The following is a 21,090-nucleotide window of genomic DNA, read 5'->3' on the forward strand; positions in this document are numbered from 1 at the left end:
ATACACAACAGGTACAAAAAGGGGGATGCGAAAAATTTATATTTTTTCAATTGTCTACTTGACGGGGAGCAGTTCATTTATCTACTGTAACAGCCTCGTTTAACATATCTTTATGATAGGCTTATTGTAATAATTCTTTGTTTTACTGTCAATACTTTTGATTCGCTTCACAGAATCTTCATTTTTAGCATATAGGACGGACGCATGCCTTAACCGCCAGCACATTTTTGTGGATCTGGCTCTGCCGCGCTGATTCCCTTTTCCTGATTCAGGCGAAGATCAAGCGGTCCGTCTGCACGGAAAGAAAAACCACGCTTCAGATTGTCGATCTGCATGAACGATCCCCCGAAATCTGCAAGAATAAAATCAAATCCACCGGCTTCTTTTGCAATCTCATCGATTGTACAGAAATTCTGAAGTTTGACCGTCAGAATGTCCTCTCCAAAGCTCTGCTCTGCCAGACGCTTACGAGGCTATGCAGATTCCTCCTGATCCACATCTGTTGCATACATATGACCTTCACCATGCAGGCATTCCAGCCGGAGTATTTCCCTTATATCGTGCTCTTCGTTTGTGTGGTGTCTGTGTTTCCTGTTCCATTTCGTTCTCCCTGCCTATTTTTTATAAAAATCATTAGAGTCATATTCGCATGTCAGCGTTTTAACAGGAATTTTTCTATTTTTATCTTCGATTTTTTCTACAATCATCTCTCCGGCAAGTTTTCCCATTTCTTTCATTGGCTCATATACCACTGGAATCCTGTGCATGAAGCGATTTGCAAAATCAGAATCCACAAAACCACCTACTGCAATTTCCTCGCCGAGTTTCAGATTTCTATCCTCCACATAGTTCAGTACACTGTGAGTCATTGCCGTATTTGTGGCTATAATTGCCGTACATCCGGCCTCTACCAATTCGCCAGCTACATCATAGGTGTCTTTTTTTCGGTCAATATATCGAACATACTGTTCTGTCTCCGGTATCTCATATTGTTTCAAAATCTGCTGGTATACTTTTACCCTTTCATAAGTCGGACTAATCTGTGGCAATCCAACCAGAAAACCAATCTTTCTGAAACCATTTTGGATCATTTCTTCCAGCATCTTTGCAGTTGCCTCCTGACAGTCAAGAATAACACTGTCATAATTTCTGTCCGGGAGCACCCGATCCATAAATATCATTGGGAATTTGTCCGGTATCTGCCTCTTTATTGTCTGAAAATCTTCTGATGTAGAAGCAATTACAATCCCATCTACGACCCCCGAAGCCAGATTTCTCAGTGCCTGTTTTTCCATCTTGAGGCAGTCCCTTGTATTGGAAATGACCAGATTGTATCCCTGCTTTGATATCACATCATCTACATCTTCAATAAGTGCAGCAAAAACAGAGTTTGTAATATCCGGTACAACAAGTCCTATCATCATTTTTTTTCCGGTACGAAAAGTCCTGCCAGACGCATCTGGTGAATACCCCAATTCTTCTACTGCATCCATGACTTTTTTTCTGGTCTCTTCGGATACAAAACGTGTATGATTCAACACGTGCGACACTGTAGATATAGAAACATTGGCTTTTTGAGCCACATCTGTAATCTTTGCTTTCATATACATTCACTCTCTGTTTCTGTTAATTTTATATGGACTATATGATTTCCTGTCAGACTATATGGTATAAAATCAACCTTTTCATCATCCAGTATAACACATTCGACAGTTCCAGTTCCACTTATTTTAACAGTTAATTTTGCCGATTGATAATTCAGATTCTGTATTTCAATCTCTTTAAATATTTCTGGAACACACGGATTAAATCTCATGCCCTGTTCATCATAACTAATTCCGAAAACACCATATAAAATCTGAGCTGCAAACCCGCAAGCATGCCAAAGTTGTCCGGGCCATCTCCAGGATTTTCCTGTATCCGCTTCAAGAACTTCATGGAAATTTTTATGCAAAACAGCTGTTCTCATCTGCTGTGCAATCATAGTCAGCAATAATTCTTTATTCTGCGATTCAGCCGCAGCAGAAGCAAATCCTGATTCCCACACCGGCCAGACTGGTCCTACAAAATGATTATGCTCTTTGCGATGAGGAAACAAACGTATTCCATATGGAGTCATTGCAGTATGTATTCCACTGTTCAGGATTTCTCTTTTCTGCTCCGGTGTTGCAATATGGAACTTATCCCACAGAGCGGCTTCCTCACCGGAAGTCTCCCATATCTGATTTTCATATGCTTCACTGCCTTTTGGACCACTTGTAAAGTATCCTGCCTCATCATTCCAGTATTCTTCACGGATTTTTTCACATAATTGTTCGGAAATCTTACTCCATTTTTTGGATTTTTCATTTTCTCCATGCAAAAGCTTTTCTATTTTGGCCATAGAATCATATGCTTTCATATAATAACATTCACTGCCAAGTGAATATCCTGCATTTTCCGGTTCAGGGAACGCATCATTAGAAGTAGACTGTTCTGCACGTACAAGACCTTTTTCCTCATTATATCTGTTTTCAATTTCTGTCATTGTTTCTAACAGTGTTTCATATCCCTCTTCAAGTGCACTTCTGTCACCTGTAGCCAGATAATAATCCCACAATCCAACAGCCCCCATTGCCGGTCCGTCACTTCCATTGTCAAATCCTTTTTTTACAGCATACAAGAGTGAGCGTCCTGCTGTTTCCGGATCGATCAGGTTTCCGCCACGCATTGCTATATGTACAGAGTCTCTGAGCCAGACTCCAAACCCTTCACCTTTGCACTGAAAGAGTCCTGCCTGCCACAGATGCTCCTGCCCAGGGAGTGCATAGCCACCATTCGTACAACGATCGAAGACTGTCATCGCCAGATTCCATGTTGCTGAAAGAATATCTGAAGCAGATTTCAGTGTCGGATATTTTTTCAGTGACAGATCTGCGGTCCACTTATCAGTTCTCCATGACTTTCTTGTCATGTCGCCCCATTTCGTTTTTCTCCACTGAAATTCTTCAAGAATCCTGTCTGCTGACACAATTTCCTCCGGACTGATGATATAAGCATCTGGTCTACCATAACAGCTGTCTTCAACATGGTTATCGAAAACTTTGAATTTATCATTTGCGAAAATAAGCCTGTCCTCTTTCTTTTTTCTTCGCAATGCTTCTGTCGCATCTTTACTGTATGCCAGTCCTCTGAGTCCATATACAACAATCTCAGTCTCTGTATCTTTATCCGTTTCTACTTGAATATGTGGATCATTGTCTTCGCCTACTCGGATTTTCCCAAGATTTCCACTAATATCAATAACACTGATTTCTTTTGCTTTATTAGTCAGATTATTTAGCAGTACCAATACTTTGTTATCTGCGATTATTTCCGTCAGATACTGATCAAATATAGTGACAAAAGACAGTTTCTTATCGCATTTTATTTCCATCTGATACTTTCCACATGTAAGCACTTTTTTCTCAGAATTCCAGCAAAGTTTTTGATATGGAAGTTGAATTTCAACCTGTTTTTCACTGTTTATTTCCATGTTAAATATGGCTTCATAAGCATGTGCAAAAATATCATCGGGAGACATGTCTGCCTCTTTGATTTTTATATTCGGCCATGTATCCGGTGCTATACGAAATCTCAGTGCACAATCCAAATTTGATGTTTTTTCGCTAAATTCACGCTTCCAGATCCTGTGAGAAGAAATATCTGTACAAAATTCCCCGTTTTCTCCCGAAATATAGGGAATCGTGATGTAGTTCTGCATACCATCAGACTCTGTCAATGCGTAAACCACTTTTTTATCATCGTATCCAAAGCAATAGATTTGCCTGATATCACCATAAATGTTTACATTTTCACACTTCGAAAGATCATTTTCTGCAATAAATTTTTCTGCAGATTCTGAATTAAAAAAAGTATTTGTTTCTGCATCTAGACAGCAGATTTCACTCTTTCCGTACTCTTCTGCTTCATATTCTACCTGCAGTTTCGTCTGAGCATAACCCATTTTTCTGAGTTCTGTAATACAGCTGTTCTGTCTGAAATAATGTACTGACTTTTCCAGAGCTGCCCTGTATTCTTCTTCATACCGCCTGCTTCCATAACTTTCTCTGATTTTCACAAGTTTTCCCTCCTATTTGATGCCAGACATTTTTATACTGTTCTGCAGGTGACTTTGCAGAAGAAGTGATATCAAGAATACCGGAAGGCATGCAAGCATTGCACTTGCAATAACCACATTCCACTTAGTATTATAGCCACCTACCATGTTAGCAAGATAAACCATAACTGTTCGATATTCCGGTTTCTTATTTACAATCAACGGCCACAGGTAATTGTTCCAGTTCCCCAGGAAAAAAGCAATACTCAGTGGGATAATAATTGGTCGTGAAAGCGGAAATATGATTGTAAAAAACATTCTGTATGTAGAACATCCGTCGAGTTTTGCAGCCTCTTCAAGATCCGCAGGGAAACTCATATAAAACTGTCTGAATAGAAATATACCATAAGCATTAAACAATGCCGGTAACAGAATTCCAGCATAACTGTTTGTAATTCCTAATTGTTTACATATCATAAACAAAGGTACAAGAATAGACGATACCGGAATCATCAAAGTACTGATGATCACTGTAAACATTGGCTTTTTCCCCGGAAAATTCATTCTTGCAAATGCGTATCCACACATTGAATGAAGAATTAAAGCAATAATCGTAACTGCTACTGCAATAAGGAATGAATTACCGATTGCAACAAGAAAATCCGGTGTTATCGCTGATTTTATACTTTCAAAAGAAGGAGATGCTGTGATCAGTGATCCTACAAAAACAGTTTTTTCATTTCTGAAACTTACCATAAATAAAATGTAAATCGGAAACAACATTACAATTCCCAATATTATAAGAATTACTGCAAGTATGTTATTTGTTTTTTTCTTCATATCATCATTCCTCCTTTCCATTTATTTTTAACATAATAACGGCAAGCACTGTCAAAATTAGAAACATTACAACTGACAATCCGGCTCCATATCCAGCCTTCATCATTTCAAATGACTGTTTGTATATATACAGACTGGCAACTTCTGTCGATTTTGCCGGTCCACCCCCGGTCATTACCATGATAAGATCCAGACACTGGAACGATGCAATCACTGATGTGATCAGTACAAAAACGCTGGTTGGCTTTAATAGCGGAAACGTTATCTTCCAGAAAGTCTGCCAGGAATTTGCTCCATCCAGTTTTGCTGCTTCATAATAGCTGTAAGGTATATCTTTTATTGCTGATAGAAAAAGAATAATATTATAACCCAGATTGATCCATATCAAAACAACTGCAATGCAAACCATTGCCTGAGAAGTAGATCCCAGAAACTTTTCTCCTTTCAGTCCAAAGGCCTTCAGAAATACATTGATAAATCCACTTCTGTCCATATAAAGAAACATCCACAGACAGCTTGCAATTACAGATGTGATAGAATATGGAAGCAGAAAAGCTGTTTTTACAAATCCGGCAGCTTTTTCGTTTTTGACATAGTTAATCAAAACTGCAAATAATATTGATAATATAAATAATGCCGGAACATACAGTAAAGTTAATTTAAAAGTTCTTCCCAGAGACTGCCACCATTCAGAGTCACTAAACATTGTGACATAATTCTGTATTCCGATAAATTGCTTAATGTTAGCGAAGTTCCAGTCATATAGGCTCATATAAAATGAATATATGATTGGTATGATAATAAAAACCAGAAGACCAATAAAATCAGGAAGAACAAATGTATATGTTACAAACATCTGTTTCAATTTTTTACCGGACATTTTTCCTTTCTGCTTCATAATTCTACCTCTTGATTTAATATTTTAGTTTAATGCCTCAATCTGTTCCTGTGCCAACTGTGCCGCATCCGCTCCTGAACTTCCGCCAAACATCACAGACTGCAATGTATCTCCCATAATATCAGTTACTTCAGATGAATACTGTGGTTCAGGTCTTGCCGTATCATAAAATTCGGTGAATATTGCCTTCATGCCTTCCTGAAAAAGTTCTTTATTTTCTTCAATTACAGACTGGCGCGCCGGATATGCAAATTTGGCTTCTGTACACCATTTTGTGACATAAGTTGTATCATCACTTCCAAAGCACCAGAAAATAAAGTCAGCTGCTGCATCAACATCTTTGCTCTGGCTGGAAACTGCCATCATCTGACCTCCTGCAACAGTTACAGGATCTTTTCCCTTCGGTGACGGAAGTGGTACAACTCCAATATTATGCCCATCTTTGTTGTATTCTTCTGCTGCATTTATCATATATGTTCCGCCAATCTGCATAGCTGCGACGCCATTTGCAACATTATCAATACTCCATGGTCCGTTCTGTAATGATGACGGGCAGTATTCATTCTGATAAAATGAACCCCAGAAATCAAGAGCATCTGCCATGCTGTCTTTGCCGGCCGTTACATTTCCATCAGCATCATAAATGTCTGCATCATCCATCCACATAAATGGCCACCAGTTAAACAACGTATATGCTGTTTTTTCTACCGGAAGAACAATTCCGTATCTGTCTTTTGTTGTGAGTTTTTCAGCTGCACTTTTCAGTTCTTCCCATGTTTTCGGTGGTTCAATACCTTCTTCTTCAAGTGCATCTGCATCATAAAACAGTCCAAGGGTTTCACACTCAAATGGCAGTGTATAGATTTTTCCGTCATCTCCGCTTGCCGCTTCAAGAAACGACGGAAGAATATCTTTTTTCAGATCATCCGTATAATAAGAAGAAAGATCTGCAAGCATTTCCGCATCCGAGAATTTTTTAAAAGTCGCCGGTTCCACCCAGAGGATATCAGGGCATTCGCCATTTGCATATGCGGTTGTCACAAGTGTTGTCGTATAATCTGTCTGATTGACACTTGAATATTCAACCTTGACTTTATCCTGTGACTGATTATATGCATTTACCATATCCTGAATAACATCTGCCTCAGTTCCTGTATGGAAATCCCAGAAAGTAAGTTTTTCTTTATCGCCCTCTGAAGAATCCTCTTCACCGGTATTATTTTCTGTTCCTTTTTTTCCAGCTACTGCACTGTCATCTGATGTACTGTCTGAACTGCTTCCACATCCGGTAAATACCGCTGCTGTCATACTCAAAACCATAATCATTGATAAAAATTTTTTTAAATTCATAAAAAGCCCCTCCTTTTGCTACACACGTGCTTATTTATTTTTCTTTATCAAATTCTTTCTTTACTTTATGTGCCAGTTCTTTGTTTCCAGTTTCTGACGGTGCTGTTCTTGCTGCATTGAGTCTGATCTGTTCAGCCTTTTCAACTTTAAATTTTTCCATTCTTTCATTTCTGCTTCTGTAAGCTTCCTGCATCTCCGGTGTAAGTTCTACCTGATGAGCCGGTTTCGGAATATCAAAAGTTCTCTTAAGCGGAATTCTCTCTTCTACCGGCTGAATCGTTACTGAAGTAACAGGAGCTGCCTGATACCAGTACGCTGTGCATGACCAGTCATCTGACAGATGATTTGCATGACCATGTTCCATGCTGATCTGAATATGCTTTTTAAAATGGATCGGATCTGTAAGATGGAATCTATAGGATACCTGATAACCTTTTGTATCTCCGTCATGCATAATCGTACCATTATAAGGTGACTGATTTCTCTGCATTCCCCATGCATGGTTAAAATAATCCTCTGCACCAGTTCCATTAATACTTGGTTCTTCTTCATCATCAATCAAAATCATGTCATCGCCTTCGCCCCACCAGCTGCCCTGGAAATGAAGCACAGAAAGATTACAACCAACATAATGACCACGGCCTTTTGTATCCAGCATCAGGAAATTCTCTTTACCGTCAAAATTAGGAACACTGTTTACTTCCGGAGAGTTTACGCAAAGATCATTTCCCCAGCCACTGCATGGCATATCACGTCTCCATGCTGCCTGAAAATAAGCAATATCCGGAGTCTCTTCGTGATAAAGTTCATAATCAATATGGAAAAACAATCCAAGCGGTCTTTCATTTTCATTGATAACTTCTATTTTGGCCCGTTTGTTAAACGGCATCGGAAAATAGCAGTTCATGGAAGCCGTTCCACCAAAAGTCAGTTCCTCACACGGTCTTGAAGATACATTAAAAGGAATTGACGAAAAACTTGACGGCATAGAATGACCAATACAGAAGAAATCTCCCAGCGGTGCCAGCACACTGGGACCATCAAAATCATCCCAGGTCATACGAATCAGGACCTTACGGTAATAATCCGGATCATTGATTTCCCAGTTAACGCCTTCCGCATTTTCCATTTCAGTTACCGGTGCAACAGAGCCACTTAAAACCGGATGCTGAATAGACGGTCCGAGAATTTCTCTGCAAAAAGTCGTTACCCAGATATGATTGATGCAACCTGGTCCTTCAACGTCCGCCATAACCGCTGTATCCCCTGCATTTACAAGCCAGTAATCTTTATTTCTGCCACTCTGATCCCAGCTTGAAGCTCTGGCAGTTCTTGCATCTGCTACTGTTGTAAGATTTTTTAAAAAAGACATATTATTTTTCTGCATTTTTTCTCCTCCTGATTGAACTTTCTGTAGATAAACGTTTGCGCAAACGTTTTTATGTATTTAGTATATCATTCACTTTGAAATTGTCAATTAGTATTTTTTAACAATATTAATTCTCAAATTTCGTTAATGTTTTTTTTGCATTCATTATTTAAAAATTAATTTTTACATGTCTCCCATTCCTCCACCGGATCGAGAGCGTATATTGTTTCTTTGTTTTCCTGATTAAATACTCCTCATTATCTTCATGATAACGAAGTTCCGGATTTTCATCTCTTGTCCTCTTTATTTTCTCTTGTAAAAAAGATGTATTAATGACATAAGAAGGGCATACCAGACTGTCATCCAATCCAAGCCTTCTGAATCTGTTTGGTAAATCATCAAACTGAAGGTCAAATACTTCTTTGATTTTGCCACAAAGCTTTTCATTTTCACTTTGTATAGCATATTCATACAAAGATACCAACACTGCTTTATATGGTGCTTGAAATGTCGACATATCCGCAGTTATTGGCTGAGAAATTCGGGCACGAAAAAAAGCCCCGGTAGTTTTTCTTAACTACTGAGGCTTTCGTCTCTTTCTTGTATTCAGTTATCTATGCCCTCTTTCATCAGCATAATCATTGTATCAGGATAAAGTTCACAAAGTATCCGCAATACGTTCCCATAAGTTCATGATATTAGTGGAATCGCGCACATTTTAGTACAGAATGTTCAATACAATACTGTTATCAAACATTTCATTCCCCTGCCTATTGTAATTTCCCATATTCTTCATCACTTACCGGTTCAAGCCATTCATTAGAACCATTTTCGCCCGGAACCTCTATTGCCAGATGAGAAAACCATTCATCCGGTGCAGCACCATGCCAGTGTTTAACACCTATAGGAATATTGATGCAGTCACCTGGCTTCATTTCTACAGCTTCTTTACCTTCTACCTGATAATATCCTCTTCCGGCAACGCATACCAGAATCTGTCCGCCTCCACTTTTTGCATGATGGATATGCCAGTTATTTCTGCATCCTGGTTCGAATGTCACATTGAAAATTCCAACCTGAGAAGTAGAAATCGGTGCAAGAAAACTTCTGCCCGAAAAATACTGTGCAAAGCCATCGTTTGGTGCACCAATTGGAAATACCATCTTTTTTGCATGCGCCCGCATCGCTTCCTCTTCGTATGACAAATCTCCTTCGCCTGTTTCCCACACTTCCTTTGCAAGATTAAAAACAGCCCATGCTTTTGGCCAACCTGCATAAAATGCGACATGTGTGATCACTGCAGCAATCTCTTTTTGTGTTACACCATGATTTTTTGCATTTTGAAGATGATATTTTAAAGAAGAATCCGTAATTCCGGAAGCCATCAGAGCAACCACTGTAATAATGCTTCTTGTTTTTACGTCGATGTCCTGGTTATTCCAGTTTTCGCCGAAAAGTACATCATCATTAAAATGTGCAAATTCCGGTGCGAATTCACCAAGTGTATTTCTCCCTGCTGTCTGTACTATTTTTCCCATATTCTGTATACCTCCATAACGCTGTTATTTATAAAGAGTTTACCCATTCAGTGATTTCCTGTTTCGTTCCACAATTTAACAGTCTGCCTTCTGTAATAACTGCGTCTGATGCAGATGACTGCAATTCTTTCACAGTGTTCCCAAATCCACTTCCTCCGGATGTTGCAAAAAGCACAATCTTTTTACCACTGAAATCGTAAGTTTCTAAAAATGTATTGATGATTGTCGGAGCCACATACCACCAGATTGGGAATCCCAGAAGGATCTCGTCATAAGAACTCATATCCATCTCTTTTTTCATAATCGCCGGTCTATATTTTTTATCACTCATTTCCACACTGCTTCTGGATTTTTTATTCATCCAGTCAAGATCAAGCTTTGTATATGGAACTTTCGGCTCAATCTCAAACAAATCCGCTTTTGCTTCCTCTGCGATCATCTGTGCTACTTTTTTTGTTGTTCCGCTTGCACTGAAAAATGCCACTAATTTTTTACTCATAATAAAAAGCCCCTTTCTATACGTATTTTTCACAAAAAAATAGATGTATAAGATTTACATTCATCTTACACATCTATTTTAAGCTCTATCGCTTCATTATGTCTAATGCTTATATTGAATTTTGTTTTATGCCTGAAAAGCATTAATCTCCTCGATCATTTTACGTACTGCCAAAGAATATGGGATATTCCGTCGCCAGGCAATCACCGTACTGGTCATGATTTCAGGAGAAATTCTTCGCTGTACAAGAATATCCTCTCGCCAATACTTTGCAGCACCCTCAATTGAAATTGGATACCCCAGTCCATTTGCCGCCATAACTCCGGCATTCGTTCCAAGATTACTCGTAAAAGCAATCTGTAATTTTGAAAAGTCTTTCCCAAACCAGTTGGCAAGTTCACTTTGAACGTTCATTCTTTCCGGCAGGATCAAGGGCTTTCCAATAAGATCTTCTTTTTTTATAAACTCTTTTTCTGCCAGTGGATCATCCGGCCGCATTCCGACACACCAGTGATCGCAATCTGTGATCCGGATATAATCCAGCCCTTCGGTGTCCACCGGCTCCATGAATAATGCAATATCTACAAGTCCTTTGTTCATCATCTCATACACTGCATCTGCTGTTGCAGTATGCAATACAATCTGAACCAGCGGATATTTTTCTTTATATGTTTTACATATCTTCGCCAATGTCTCCACTGCTGCAAATTCACCGCATCCAATGGTTATCGTGCTCTCTACAACCTCTTCTTTTCCTTTCAGTTCCTCAAGCGTCCTTTCCTCAAGATTAAGAATCTCCAAGGCACGCCTTTTTAATAAAATTCCTTCATCAGTGAGCGATATTTTCTTCCCGTTTCGAATAAATAATGTTATTCCCAGGTCCTCTTCAAATGCCGCCATTTGTCTGGATAGCGTTGGCTGGGTAATATGCAATTGTTCTGCTGCTTTTGTAAAGCTCTGTTCTTTTGCTACTGTTAAAAAATAGCGTAATAATCTTAATTCCATATCTTTATATTCCTACAAATTTTTCTTGTAACCATTCTATCATATTGCGTCCCAGGCATCATCTATATCTTTACCTTTAATAATAAATCGCACACAAATCAATTATATCAAGAAGTAAATTATACTGCTTCTTTGCTGTATCGTTCATTTCATGATTCATCGGTGCGTTCTGTGAATACAACGTTGCTTCCGAAAGCTTTGATGGTGCTGAATGATATAACATCAAGTCTTCTACATGAATTTTCATTCTATTTCTGATATATCAAATTCAATCGCTTTCATTAAAATCTTACTCTGTGGCATCTTTTATTTCTATTATATTTAACATTCTACCGCCACCTTGATCACGCCGTTCCTCTTATTTTCAAAAAGTTCATAGGCTTCTTCGATTCTGCTAAATGGATAGGTGTGTGTGATCAGTGGTTCCGTGTTGATCTTACCTTCCGCGATCAGTCTCAGCGTTTCTTCACAATCACAACCGTCTACTCCTCCTGTTTTAAAAGTCAGATTCTTTCCATACATATCCGGCAGAGGTAACGTCTGGGCTTTATCGTAAAGTGCCACCACCGTCACGATTGCATTTGGCCTTGCGCATTCCCATGCAAGACGGAAAGTAGATTCTGCTCCTGCAACTTCAAGAACAACATCCGCTCCACCATGCTCGCTGTTTGCCTGAACAAAATCAAAACATTCTTCCGGCGAAACTGTAAGAACTTCCGGATAATGTTCCCTGATAAAGTGCATACGCTTTTCGTCTTTTTCACACATGATGATCCGCTTCGGATTTTTCAGCATAACAGACAGTAAGGTACAGATACCTGTAGGACCGGCTCCAATGATCAGCACCGTGTCATCCTCAGTGATCTCGGAAATACGTGCTGCCCAGTAACCGGTGGCAAGTACATCTCCTACAAATAACGCCTGTCTGTCCGTAACTTTATCCGGAATCTTATTCAGCCCCTGATCTGCAAATGGTACGCGGACATATTCTGCCTGACCGCCATCGATACGGCATCCAAGAGCCCAGCCGCCATTTTCATCGGTACAGTTATTCACATAACCTTTCTTGCAGAAAAAACATTCTCCACAAAAAGTTTCTACATTTACCGTCACCCGGTCTCCTGGCTTCACATTCTTCACAGCAGTTCCGACTTCTTCCACAATTCCAACCATCTCATGACCGACTGTAATCCCCGGCACTGCCCGTGGAACGCTTCCATGCTTAATGTGCAGGTCACTGGAACAAATGCTGGCAAGTGTCACCTTTACAATGGCATCTCTTTCATGCATCAGCACAGGCTTTGGCTTTTCCATTAATTCAAATTTTCCTTTTGAAACATAAGTATAAGTCTGCATTCTTTTCCCCATCACTTTCTATAATAATTTATCCAGAATTTCCGCTGCTGATCTATTACCGAATACGCCATTGCCAAATAACAACCAAGATAAGAAGGTGCACCGGATAAAACGCATAACAGAAATACTTGAACCACTTGCTATGGTACCCCTGCTCTCCATGATATAACCAGATTGGAATCAGTGCCAACAGTGCAAAGCTCTGCTGTGCAATCTCAAAATAATGTCCCAGAATCGTTACCGGATAATACAGATTCCCCAGCATAACTACATTCAAATAATACAGCCCGACAAGCTGTGCCGCAAAAGAAATCCAGGTTTTCTTGCGAAAAAAATAAAAAAGCAATACCGTCAGTATTCCTGCAGCATTGTAATCTACCATGGTTACGGTTCCAAGCAGAAAATCCATCAAAAGCACGAGGCAAACCACAAAAAACGATATCCATTTCTTTTGTTTCTTCTTTGCCTTTTCAATGATCTGTATCGATAACACCCCTAATAAAAAAGTCCATAGTACATTTTGATGAAACGGGTAAAATACCGAACTTCCCATAATCAGGTTAAATGGTATTTCTGAAATTATGGCAAATAGAAAAAGACGCAACATGTATTTTTTCACATTCGAAGTATAATAGCATCCTTCTGCGATCATAAATGCGAAAATCGGAAAAGCAAGTCTTCCTACGCATGTCATCCATTCCTGTGCTGGAAATAGTGTCGCCCACAAATGATCACATAACATAAACAACATTGCCAGAATATGTAGTGTAAACGAATCAATTCCTCTTTTTTTCTCCATAGGTTCTTCTCCATCTATCCAGGCATAGATATCTGCCTTTTATTCTTTTCTTTTCATTATATTATGGAGCATTATCCAACGTCAATCAACTCTTGCGTCCTAATCTATCACTAATTCAGCCAGAACTCAAATACTCAACGCATTCTACTCATAAGGGGTGTTCATTTCTTATAATTTATATTATGCTTAGATTAAACAGAAGGGAGTGAATTATATGGATTTAATCAAAATCGGAAAATATATTGCAGAAAAAAGAAAAGCTCTTGGACTGACGCAGAAGCAATTGGCAGAAAAACTGAATATGAGTGACAAATCGGTTTCTAAATGGGAACGAGGCATATGCCTGCCGGACGTATCAATTTATATGGAATTGTGCAGCATACTTAGAATCAGCATTAATGAATTTCTTGCAGGTGAAGATATCGGTGCTGAAAATGTAATTGAAAAATCAGACAGCAATCTTATTCAGATTACAAAAGAGAGTAAAAAGAAACAAAAAAATTTAAAAACAATTCTTGCTGTAGTAACTGTTTTTGCAGTAATTGTCTCTGCGATCCTTGGCACTTTATTCTTTCACAAACTGATACAGCCAAAAAATTATATTACCGCAGTTGATCAGACAAGTACTGAGATGAAAACAGCAGAATTATTATCCGGAACAGACGGCGCATATCTTTTTCATTATTTTACAAAAGATGAATTTAAAACACTCACCATTTATGTATCTGAATATCAGTCTGGGACACTGATCAGTAAAAGTAAAGTGGCTGATTTGGACTATGACGGAATCGATTCCCCTTCCAGAGGCGTCATTGCTGTTGTGCCGGATTTTGAATCTTTTAAGGTAAAATTAATTGTAGCAGATGATTATGCAAAATATTCTACGGATTTTCCTATTTTAGAAAATATAGAAAACAGAGAATATTATGGCAGAAGTGCAAGCCAGATAAAAGGGGAGATTCCGATTCAGATTCATTCAGCTTCGACAATAGAAGGCAAGACTGCTATCCCTTCAGACTCTGAACAGGGATTAATGGCTCTAATCTATGGAAAAGACGGGCTGTCAGGGATTCCTATCACGGAAATGGAAAAAGGAATCGTTGGCGTGGAAAATGATTATGTATATTATCTTTCCTTCCAATTTGGGGGTAATCAAAGTTTTTGAGGGGATGTCTTTTTGAGGGTTTAGATTGACGATTCCTTAAGGGTCTATATCATTTACAACAAATATTATAAGGCTTTCTGTATTTTTACAGTTTCATAGCACTGCGGATGCAGTTCTCAATAAATTCTTCTCCAAAATCTGTATTCAGGCTGAGATCAAAGTTTCCGGCTGCACCCCACATACGTCGGGTGTAATAGCGATAGTTATCTGCACGCAGTTTTTCATTTTTCTGAACCGTAGCTTTGGCTTCTCCCTCAGAGATATTCTGTCTCTGTGCCACTCTTCTAATTCTGCTCACAAGAGGTGCTGAAAAAAATACTTTCAAACAGTTTCCGGAATTTCTGAGAACGTAATCTGCACAACGGCCTACTATCACGCAATTGCCTTTTTTCGCAAGATTGCGTACAACCTGGCATTCTGCCTCGAAAATTTTATCCTTCGGCGCTTCATCCTGTCTGTCTGTATTCAGATACATCTGATTGACCAGATCATAAAGAAGGCTGTTTGTCATGATCTCCTCGTTTTTCTTAACGAATTCCGGTGTGTATCCGGTGGTCCCTGCTGTCTGTTCTTTTGCTTCGTTCTTGTTTTCTGCAGATACGCTTTCCGGGAAAATCATATCTTTCAGGAATGCAAGTTTCTTACCGATGAGTCTGTCGATAAAGCCTACCAGAAGGGCAGCAATAACAGTACCTTCTCTTATACCAGCCAGTCTGTCCGTTGCGATTTTCCCCTGATATAAAAGCAGGCAATGAAATTGCCGCCCGGTTTCAAAACACGCCATATTTCATGAAATGCTTTTTGCTTGTCCGGAAATGCATGAAAACCATTCATACTGACAACGGTATCTAAAAGCTTAAAACTATCGTTCTCTAATCTTCCTGACATTACGATTCATGAGGTGTCTTCCAATATGTCTATAAGCAAATGCTTTAAAGGCTGAAATTTCTTGATGATGTTCCTTCAACAGTTCATCTGGACAATCATAAACACCAAAATCCTGATTGATTCCTTCGCTCTGAATATAAGTATTGTTTCTATCAAATTCAATAATGAGATTTCTGAAATCCTTGACTGCTACTCCATAACCGCAAAATGCACCTGTACATTCCGAATTTTGTTCCTGTAACTTCTTTATGTAGGTTTTATCCAAAATGAAAGCTTCCAGTTCGTACCACTGATTTTCGAAATTAATTTCTACCCAGCTATGGAAAATACTTTTTGGAGCATTACGGTAAACAAACCCGGTCATAGCCCCTTTCTGCAATCTTTTATCAATCGTAAAACCATGTACTCTGCATGGAATATTGCAGGCACGTAAAAGTGCCATAAATAAAGTTCCTTTTGTATTACATTGTCCATAACCATCTGCAAGTACTTTTGAAGCTGAAATTCCGTCATCAATATTATATCCAAATAAAACATCATCTCTTACATAGTTGTAGATTGCCTTAATCCTTTCAAATTCACCCATTTCCTTCCATTTCATATTTTGAATAAGTTTTTGAATTGCCGGATTAGAAAAATCAACCATTCGTGTTTCCCTAAGATACTTATCTTTCATTTCCTATCGCCTTTCCCATAGGTTTTCTCACAACACAATGCATTCGCATACCTTTACGAATTTCAAATTTTTCTACTTTTAATCCTGCTTTTTTGCAACATTTTATGACCACATCTCTTGTTGGCACTTGGACATCTCCATGTCCGCATATATTTGCCAACGGCATTTCCAATGTATTCATTAGCCATACCAATACTTTATTGTCACTGGTCACATCTCTCAGTATCAATCTTCCATTTGGGCGAAGACATCTTTTCACACTGTCAAAAAATGCCTGTGGATCTGGATAATGATGGAAGCTCATAGAACAAATAATTGCATCAAATGAATCCTTTTCAAAAGGAAAGTTCTCACAGTCTCCTACAACAAATGTTGCATTTGAAATATTTTTCTTTTTTGCCTGTTCAATCATGGCAGGAGTCAGATCCAGTCCTGTATAATGTCGGTCTGGATATTTTTCTGCTAATAAAGAAATCATCGGAGCAGGTCCGCAGCCTGCATCCAATAAATCTCTAAATGGCTCCTTCTCTAATTCTTCCAGAATATCCGGATAATCCTTCTTGCACATTTCGTAAATACCAGCATGGCTACTTTCATATCTTCCTGCTGCTTTTGTAAACTCTTTAATTGACAATTTTTTATATTCTTCATTTTTCATACTTTTTCTCCAATCACAGTACCTTTTTCGTCTTGCATCCGCATTTCTTCATTCTTTTCATATAAGCATAAAACTGCTTATGCAATTCCCTCATTTCATCTGGTGCCTTCCTGGCATGTTGATACATAAATTTATCTCCAAAACTACTTCCAAATGTAACTGCCAGCATAATCGTCAGAAATGACAATGGCAAAAAGCGAAAAATATTCATTTTCCATGGTGACAGTTTACCCTTTTGTTTTCGCAAAAAGTTAAAATTTCTTTTCAGCCTTTCCGCTGTTTTCCTCATAATTTTCCATTCTTTTTCCACTTTCTCCGGATCGTCTGATTCATAATACGCATCCGCAATCGGTACCACCATAGCAAGATGACAAAGCTGCCATAGATGCATATCCGTTACTTTCTGGTATGGTATATGAGCATGCCTCAATATCTCTGAAAACTGCTTAGTTCTTTCGGATTTACTTCCTGATTTTTCTTATATAGCAATCCATTATTTCTTAAAGCCTCAAATCTTTTCCCTCTGGCATAAATACTTGTATCATAACCGGCTTCTGCAAATAAAGCTGCATACAAGGAGCCGATCACACCAGCACCATAAATCAATATTCTCATAAGAATCATTCCTCTCCTCTTACCCCAGTGCCACATCCAAGATCATCATCAAACTAAATCCAAGTGCAAAGAAAAGCGTACCGATATTCGAGTTCTGTCCCTGAGACATTTCCGGAATTAGTTCTTCAACCACGACATATAACATGGCTCCTGCTGCAAAGCTGAGTAAATATGGTAATGCCGGGATTACCAGCTGTGCGACAAGAATCGTCATTACTGCTCCAATCGGTTCAACGACTCCTGAAAGTACACCTCCCAGAAATGCCTTTCTCTTACTTTCACCCTCTGCCCTAAGCGGCATGGATATAATCGCTCCTTCTGGAAAATTCTGGATAGCAATTCCAAGTGATAAAGCAAGTGCACTTGTTGCTGTAATCTGTGCATTTTCAGCAAGAAATCCAGCATACATTACACCAACTGCCATACCTTCAGGGATGTTATGTAATGTAACTGCCAACACCATCATCGTAGTACGGCCAAGTTTGCTTTTCGGTCCCTCTGCCTGATCACTTCCAACATGAAGATGCGGAATCAAATGATCAAGTGCGAGCAAAAACAATATACCAATCCAGAACCCAGCAACTGCAGGAACAAACGATAAAGTTCCCATATTTTCAGATTGTTTAATTGCCGGAATCAGAAGACTCCAGATTGAAGCCGCAACCATTATACCTGCTGCAAACCCTGCAAGTGCACGTTGCAGTAACTTGCCAAGTGTTTTTCTCATAAAAAACACGCATGCTGCACCTAGCGTTGTTCCAACAAACGGAATCAGTATACCTTCAAAAATATTTATTCGCATTATATTTTCCTTCCATATATGCTCGAAAAAATTCATTGGCAAAAATAATTATCTTCAGCGGTATAGTATTAGTTCTATAGCTTATTGATTATATTGCCTAATACCTAATATATGTTATTCTATAATCTTTCATACTTTCATTGTGTTAGTTTCAACTAACCATCTAGTATAAAGAAAACCGTGCAAAAAGCAAACTGTAATTTTACACGGTTCTCTTATGCTTAAGTATATCACTTACGTAATCATATAACAATATATTTCTTTCAACAATTTACAAAACTGGGCGGTGGAATTTACTCTTTCACACAATAATGTTATGGTTGTATCTCCTTCTGGCAGCAGTACTGTAAAAATATCATATCTTCCAAAGGTGTAAATTCTACGTTTTTGCATTCGACTCTACGATTGCTGCATCAATCTTCCGAAAACGTTCTGTCAAATCTTTTCCCTCCTCCGTGTCATCTGATACAATACGGTTACCATTACAGAATTATTTTCCCAAGCTGCCAGAATGCCACCGCACTCGCCGCTGCCACATTCAGCGAATCAACGCCATGTGTCATCGGAATTTTAACCGTATAATCACATAGCGCTATTGTCTCGTTTTCCAGTCCTTCACCTTCATTTCCAAGAATAACTGCCAACTTTTCTTCCTTCATCAGTTCCGAATCATCGATGCTGACCGAATCATCAGTCAGCGCAAGTGCTGCCGTCTTATAGCCAAGCTTTTTCAATTCTGCAATCACCTGTTTTGGCCAGATTACTTCCCGCTTGCACCGCATTTCATTGCTATCCCGGATAAATGTCCACGGAATCTGAAATACGGTTCCCATACTCACCCTGGAAGCCCGTCTGTAAAGCGGATCACTGCATCCCGGACTCAGAAGTACCGCCTCCATATTAAGAGCCGCTGCAGACCGGAAAATTGCTCCTACATTTGTCGGATTCTGCACATTTTCAAGAATCGCGATTCTGTTTATCCCATCGCACAGATCCTGAAATTTTCGAAGCGGTTTCCGTCTCATTGCGCAAAGCATTCCTCTGGTCAGTTTGAAGCCTGTCAATTTAGTCAGCACCTCAAAATCCGCTGTAAAAATCGATACTTTCGTATCATCAAATCTGTTCATAATCTGGCTTGTTTCTTCATTCTCTTCCATCTGCTTCTTTTCAACAAGAACAGACAATGGCTCATAACCTGCATCCAACGCTCTGCCGATCACCTTCGGACTTTCCGCAATGAACATTCCCTCTTCTGGGTGATCTTTATTCAGAAGCCGTGCTTCTGTGCACCTGGCATAAATATCCAATTCCGGCGCATTAAAGTCTTTGATTTCTATTACGTTCAGCATTTCTTTTCCCCTGTTTTCATCCGTATATTTAATCTGATCACCTTTTACAGACCTTCGCGATACACCTTATTGATCGTTGCCTGCGCATGTTCCAATTCTTTTTTCTGGATAATTGCGTTCCGATCGCTTAGAATTGCCAGCATCTCATCCACCACATCTTCCGGTCGCGGATCTGATATGCGGTACAGATAGCCGAGCATTCTTGTTGCTGTATAATCTGTGTTCATCTGTTTATAAGCAATTTCCCTGCAAAGGCTGTCCGGATAGCCTTTCTGTTGCAGTGCTTTGTATAGTTCATCCTGTTTTGATTGTGCCATAAATTATTCTCCAATGTAATGCTTTTCATTATTCTTCTCTTAAAAATATTGATTCCAACAATCTGCATCCCGCTGCCGTCTTAAAAATACGGGATTTCGCATTTTCAATCGACACTTTTGAAAAATTACTCTCACTTGCATTTACAAGAAAATCTGCCTCTATTAAAATCTGATAATCAATCCCATCTATATTGGTGTATGTATGATGATGTGTGACCAGCCAGATAATACGCTCCACTTTCTGTTCTGATACAGGCATTCCTTCAAAAAACTCCTTTACCAGCGGTTCACTTTCAAGTTCCTGATTTTTACCATTTGTGTTTCCATATTTTTCACGGCAAAGCGGACAGGATATATCATGCACCACAGCTGCAAGTTCAAGAATTCCCTGTGTGTTTTCATCCACACTTTCCTGCTCCCCTATCGTCTTTGCATACGCCCATACTTTCAGGAAATGTTCGATATCTCTCAAATTCCCCTGATAAAAATCAATCATTTTTTCAATGGCAACTGCTGTTATTTTAGATTTTTCGTCTTTCATTGCATTCTTCCTCCTGACTTCTTCTGATTTATCTTTTATAACTATAGCACACTTTTCATTCGCAAATCTATTTTTTGTATTCTAGTCTTGCACCTGCTAGAGCGCGCCCATGGAACACACAAATGGAGCTCTAACTTTTTACAGTTAATTCTCTATTTGCTTCGCTTGTCCTGCTGCTGAAGATAAAACATTGCCTTTTGAGTTTCAATCTCCGCTTTCAGTTCTTCTTTTATCGGCAAGTATAATTTGTACTTGGAAGCAAATTTTTCAATGTACTTAGAGTATATGAAATTTGGGCTTTATCTTGTAGTTACGAATATCCGCATAAATAGAAAAAGCCCTTTGAA

Annotated in this window: 21 protein-coding genes and 2 pseudogenes; 1 reads left to right on the forward strand and 22 read right to left on the reverse strand. The window is 39.0% G+C overall.

Annotated features, from left to right (window positions below; all coding sequences use genetic code 11):
- Positions 1 to 239 precede the first annotated feature (239 nt).
- The 13 genes and pseudogenes from mraW to PGR14_RS15090 form a co-directional block, all read right to left on the reverse strand.
- A pseudogene (gene mraW / locus PGR14_RS16310) lies at positions 240 to 539 on the reverse strand (16S rRNA (cytosine(1402)-N(4))-methyltransferase); the annotation flags it as partial.
- Positions 540 to 614: 75 nt separating this feature from the next.
- Positions 615 to 1,604: a LacI family DNA-binding transcriptional regulator gene (locus tag PGR14_RS15035; RefSeq protein WP_172676508.1), complete on the reverse strand. Its 990-nt coding sequence runs from the start codon at positions 1,602 to 1,604 to the stop codon at positions 615 to 617.
- Complete coding sequence (locus PGR14_RS15040; protein WP_055248919.1) at positions 1,601 to 4,099, reverse strand: alpha-L-rhamnosidase-related protein; 2,499 nt, start codon at positions 4,097 to 4,099, stop codon at positions 1,601 to 1,603. Before PGR14_RS15040 ends, PGR14_RS15035 begins: the two co-directional genes overlap by 4 nt.
- A 12-nt stretch (positions 4,100 to 4,111) precedes the next feature.
- Positions 4,112 to 4,918 (reverse strand): carbohydrate ABC transporter permease, encoded by an 807-nt coding sequence (locus tag PGR14_RS15045; protein ID WP_055158308.1) that lies wholly within the window; start codon positions 4,916 to 4,918, stop codon positions 4,112 to 4,114.
- A 4-nt stretch (positions 4,919 to 4,922) separates the two neighbouring features.
- Complete coding sequence (locus PGR14_RS15050) at positions 4,923 to 5,816, reverse strand: carbohydrate ABC transporter permease (RefSeq protein WP_055158306.1); 894 nt, start codon at positions 5,814 to 5,816, stop codon at positions 4,923 to 4,925.
- A 24-nt stretch (positions 5,817 to 5,840) separates the two neighbouring features.
- Positions 5,841 to 7,166, reverse strand: a complete 1,326-nt coding sequence (locus tag PGR14_RS15055; RefSeq protein WP_055158304.1) for an extracellular solute-binding protein — start codon at positions 7,164 to 7,166, stop codon at positions 5,841 to 5,843.
- A 34-nt stretch (positions 7,167 to 7,200) separates the two neighbouring features.
- Entirely contained in the window at positions 7,201 to 8,553 is a 1,353-nt protein-coding gene (locus PGR14_RS15060; RefSeq protein ID WP_055158302.1) for a DUF2961 domain-containing protein, read from the reverse strand.
- 752 nt (positions 8,554 to 9,305) lie between these two features.
- A complete protein-coding gene (locus tag PGR14_RS15065; RefSeq protein WP_055261961.1) occupies positions 9,306 to 10,073 on the reverse strand; it encodes a carboxymuconolactone decarboxylase family protein in 768 nt (255 codons plus the stop codon).
- Positions 10,074 to 10,101: 28 nt separating this feature from the next.
- Positions 10,102 to 10,572 (reverse strand): flavodoxin, encoded by a 471-nt coding sequence (locus tag PGR14_RS15070; protein WP_055297687.1) that lies wholly within the window; start codon positions 10,570 to 10,572, stop codon positions 10,102 to 10,104.
- A gap of 126 nt (positions 10,573 to 10,698) precedes the next feature.
- Positions 10,699 to 11,577, reverse strand: coding sequence for a LysR family transcriptional regulator (locus PGR14_RS15075; RefSeq protein WP_055297686.1), 879 nt, complete (start codon positions 11,575 to 11,577; stop codon positions 10,699 to 10,701).
- 76 nt (positions 11,578 to 11,653) lie between these two features.
- Entirely contained in the window at positions 11,654 to 11,800 is a 147-nt protein-coding gene (locus PGR14_RS15080; RefSeq protein WP_242854887.1) for a hypothetical protein, read from the reverse strand.
- A gap of 98 nt (positions 11,801 to 11,898) precedes the next feature.
- Positions 11,899 to 12,933, reverse strand: coding sequence for an alcohol dehydrogenase (locus tag PGR14_RS15085; RefSeq protein ID WP_055297685.1), 1,035 nt, complete (start codon positions 12,931 to 12,933; stop codon positions 11,899 to 11,901).
- Between the two features lie 55 nt (positions 12,934 to 12,988).
- Entirely contained in the window at positions 12,989 to 13,732 is a 744-nt protein-coding gene (locus PGR14_RS15090; RefSeq protein ID WP_270223648.1) for a TraX family protein, read from the reverse strand.
- A gap of 214 nt (positions 13,733 to 13,946) precedes the next feature.
- On the opposite strand from PGR14_RS15090, the gene PGR14_RS15095 reads away from it, so the two are divergent.
- Positions 13,947 to 14,897, forward strand: a complete 951-nt coding sequence (locus PGR14_RS15095; RefSeq protein ID WP_008369109.1) for a helix-turn-helix domain-containing protein — start codon at positions 13,947 to 13,949, stop codon at positions 14,895 to 14,897.
- A gap of 85 nt (positions 14,898 to 14,982) precedes the next feature.
- Here the strand turns inward: PGR14_RS15095 and PGR14_RS15100 are convergent, their stop codons facing one another.
- The 9 genes and pseudogenes from PGR14_RS15100 to PGR14_RS15140 all read right to left on the reverse strand — a co-directional run bounded on the left by PGR14_RS15100 (position 14,983) and on the right by PGR14_RS15140 (position 20,743).
- Positions 14,983 to 15,681 carry a cytidylate kinase-like family protein gene (locus PGR14_RS15100; protein WP_330376277.1) on the reverse strand — a complete coding sequence of 233 codons (699 nt, stop codon included), beginning with the start codon at positions 15,679 to 15,681 and terminating at the stop codon, positions 14,983 to 14,985.
- Entirely contained in the window at positions 15,597 to 15,785 is a 189-nt protein-coding gene (locus tag PGR14_RS16315) for a class I SAM-dependent methyltransferase (RefSeq protein WP_082424304.1), read from the reverse strand. Before PGR14_RS16315 ends, PGR14_RS15100 begins: the two co-directional genes overlap by 85 nt.
- Entirely contained in the window at positions 15,760 to 16,461 is a 702-nt protein-coding gene (locus tag PGR14_RS15110; protein ID WP_015527132.1) for a transglutaminase-like domain-containing protein, read from the reverse strand. The genes PGR14_RS16315 and PGR14_RS15110 overlap by 26 nt, the downstream gene beginning before the upstream one ends.
- On the reverse strand, positions 16,451 to 17,119 hold the full coding sequence (locus tag PGR14_RS15115; RefSeq protein WP_008369102.1) for a class I SAM-dependent methyltransferase: 669 nt from the start codon (positions 17,117 to 17,119) through the stop codon (positions 16,451 to 16,453). The genes PGR14_RS15110 and PGR14_RS15115 overlap by 11 nt, the downstream gene beginning before the upstream one ends.
- A 13-nt stretch (positions 17,120 to 17,132) precedes the next feature.
- Positions 17,133 to 17,734, reverse strand: a pseudogene (locus PGR14_RS16320) (ketopantoate reductase family protein).
- 19 nt (positions 17,735 to 17,753) lie between these two features.
- Entirely contained in the window at positions 17,754 to 18,536 is a 783-nt protein-coding gene (locus PGR14_RS15125; protein WP_055158277.1) for a ZIP family metal transporter, read from the reverse strand.
- Positions 18,537 to 19,018: 482 nt separating this feature from the next.
- Entirely contained in the window at positions 19,019 to 19,885 is an 867-nt protein-coding gene (locus tag PGR14_RS15130; RefSeq protein ID WP_055248913.1) for a TrmH family RNA methyltransferase, read from the reverse strand.
- A gap of 44 nt (positions 19,886 to 19,929) precedes the next feature.
- Positions 19,930 to 20,202: a hypothetical protein gene (locus PGR14_RS15135; protein ID WP_008369091.1), complete on the reverse strand. Its 273-nt coding sequence runs from the start codon at positions 20,200 to 20,202 to the stop codon at positions 19,930 to 19,932.
- A gap of 28 nt (positions 20,203 to 20,230) precedes the next feature.
- A complete protein-coding gene (locus tag PGR14_RS15140) occupies positions 20,231 to 20,743 on the reverse strand; it encodes an HD domain-containing protein (RefSeq protein ID WP_055248911.1) in 513 nt (170 codons plus the stop codon).
- Positions 20,744 to 21,090: the final 347 nt, after the last annotated feature.

This window comes from Coprococcus sp. AF99-45 (genome assembly GCF_027663865.1).
GTDB classification, from domain to species: Bacteria; Bacillota; Clostridia; order Lachnospirales; family Lachnospiraceae; genus Allocoprococcus; species Allocoprococcus comes.

Coding starts and splice junctions, on each gene's coding strand:
- PGR14_RS15085 (WP_055297685.1), bottom strand. CDS start 12,933: ATGCAGACTTATACTTATGTTTCAAAAGGAAAATTTGAATTAATGGAA.
- PGR14_RS15125 (WP_055158277.1), bottom strand. CDS start 18,536: ATGCGAATAAATATTTTTGAAGGTATACTGATTCCGTTTGTTGGAACA.
- PGR14_RS15045 (WP_055158308.1), bottom strand. CDS start 4,918: ATGAAGAAAAAAACAAATAACATACTTGCAGTAATTCTTATAATATTG.
- PGR14_RS15060 (WP_055158302.1), bottom strand. CDS start 8,553: ATGCAGAAAAATAATATGTCTTTTTTAAAAAATCTTACAACAGTAGCA.
- PGR14_RS15135 (WP_008369091.1), bottom strand. CDS start 20,202: ATGGCACAATCAAAACAGGATGAACTATACAAAGCACTGCAACAGAAA.
- PGR14_RS16315 (WP_082424304.1), bottom strand. CDS start 15,785: ATGTCAGGAAGATTAGAGAACGATAGTTTTAAGCTTTTAGATACCGTT.
- PGR14_RS15055 (WP_055158304.1), bottom strand. CDS start 7,166: ATGAATTTAAAAAAATTTTTATCAATGATTATGGTTTTGAGTATGACA.
- PGR14_RS15110 (WP_015527132.1), bottom strand. CDS start 16,461: ATGAAAGATAAGTATCTTAGGGAAACACGAATGGTTGATTTTTCTAAT.
- PGR14_RS15140 (WP_055248911.1), bottom strand. CDS start 20,743: ATGAAAGACGAAAAATCTAAAATAACAGCAGTTGCCATTGAAAAAATG.
- PGR14_RS15100 (WP_330376277.1), bottom strand. CDS start 15,681: ATGGCGTGTTTTGAAACCGGGCGGCAATTTCATTGCCTGCTTTTATAT.
- PGR14_RS15070 (WP_055297687.1), bottom strand. CDS start 10,572: ATGAGTAAAAAATTAGTGGCATTTTTCAGTGCAAGCGGAACAACAAAA.
- PGR14_RS15035 (WP_172676508.1), bottom strand. CDS start 1,604: ATGAAAGCAAAGATTACAGATGTGGCTCAAAAAGCCAATGTTTCTATA.
- PGR14_RS15115 (WP_008369102.1), bottom strand. CDS start 17,119: ATGAAAAATGAAGAATATAAAAAATTGTCAATTAAAGAGTTTACAAAA.
- PGR14_RS15130 (WP_055248913.1), bottom strand. CDS start 19,885: ATGCTGAACGTAATAGAAATCAAAGACTTTAATGCGCCGGAATTGGAT.
- PGR14_RS15095 (WP_008369109.1), top strand. CDS start 13,947: ATGGATTTAATCAAAATCGGAAAATATATTGCAGAAAAAAGAAAAGCT.
- PGR14_RS15050 (WP_055158306.1), bottom strand. CDS start 5,816: ATGAAGCAGAAAGGAAAAATGTCCGGTAAAAAATTGAAACAGATGTTT.
- PGR14_RS15080 (WP_242854887.1), bottom strand. CDS start 11,800: ATGTTATATCATTCAGCACCATCAAAGCTTTCGGAAGCAACGTTGTAT.
- PGR14_RS15065 (WP_055261961.1), bottom strand. CDS start 10,073: ATGGGAAAAATAGTACAGACAGCAGGGAGAAATACACTTGGTGAATTC.
- PGR14_RS15090 (WP_270223648.1), bottom strand. CDS start 13,732: ATGGAGAAAAAAAGAGGAATTGATTCGTTTACACTACATATTCTGGCA.
- PGR14_RS15075 (WP_055297686.1), bottom strand. CDS start 11,577: ATGGAATTAAGATTATTACGCTATTTTTTAACAGTAGCAAAAGAACAG.